The sequence below is a fragment of the Metamycoplasma auris 15026 genome (assembly GCF_000367765.1).
GTDB classification, from domain to species: domain Bacteria; phylum Bacillota_I; class Bacilli_A; order Mycoplasmatales; family Metamycoplasmataceae; genus Metamycoplasma; species Metamycoplasma auris_A.
Genome location: NZ_AORI01000017.1, coordinates 1 through 658 on the forward strand (window position 1 = coordinate 1; position 658 = coordinate 658).

The window sequence follows — 658 nt, forward strand, 5'->3', positions numbered from 1 at the left end:
GTTCTGTAATTAATGTAATGGATAGAAACCTCTTTGAAAGTCTATTTGAAGTAGACAATAAATGAAATGATGTCGAATTGGATGCCAAAATTTATAAAGATGTAATGTCTAAATTACGCTACACACTTAATTCTAAGAAAACTAAATTTTATCAAGTAGTCGGTTTTAGCAAATATAAAACTAAATTTCTAAAAGAAAAAAAGATTGATAGTCAAATTAAAACTGACGCAATAAACTTTATAGATACATATTTTGAATTATTTTATACTCCCCTAACTAAAATAGATGAAACATTATCTAAACTTCCTAATGAATATTCTTCCCTTAAAAAACACTTTATGCATTTATTTAAGATAACTGAAGAAGAACTTAATAATGAGATTCAAAAACAAAATAAACAAGAAAATAATGCTAAAGAATATGAAGAAATGTTAAATATGTTTTCTAATAATGAATTAAAAAAAGAAGATAACAAACAAAAAACAAAAGAGAAGACTAAAAAGAGTGGTCTTGAACTCTAGAATTCTTTTATTTAAGCAAATAAGGCCTTTTTAGGCGCTTCTTGCTTAAGGATGATAAATTCATTATTTAAGTGAAATGATGTTATTTGAAGGCCTTTTTACTTATTCTTGAATTAATAAAAAAAACAAAAAAATTT

The 658-nt window shown here is 23.9% G+C and carries 1 pseudogene; it reads left to right on the forward strand.

The annotated features are described in order from the left end of the window. A pseudogene (locus MAU_RS03640) lies at positions 1-521 on the forward strand (Mbov_0400 family ICE element protein); the annotation flags it as partial. Positions 522-658: the final 137 nt, after the last annotated feature.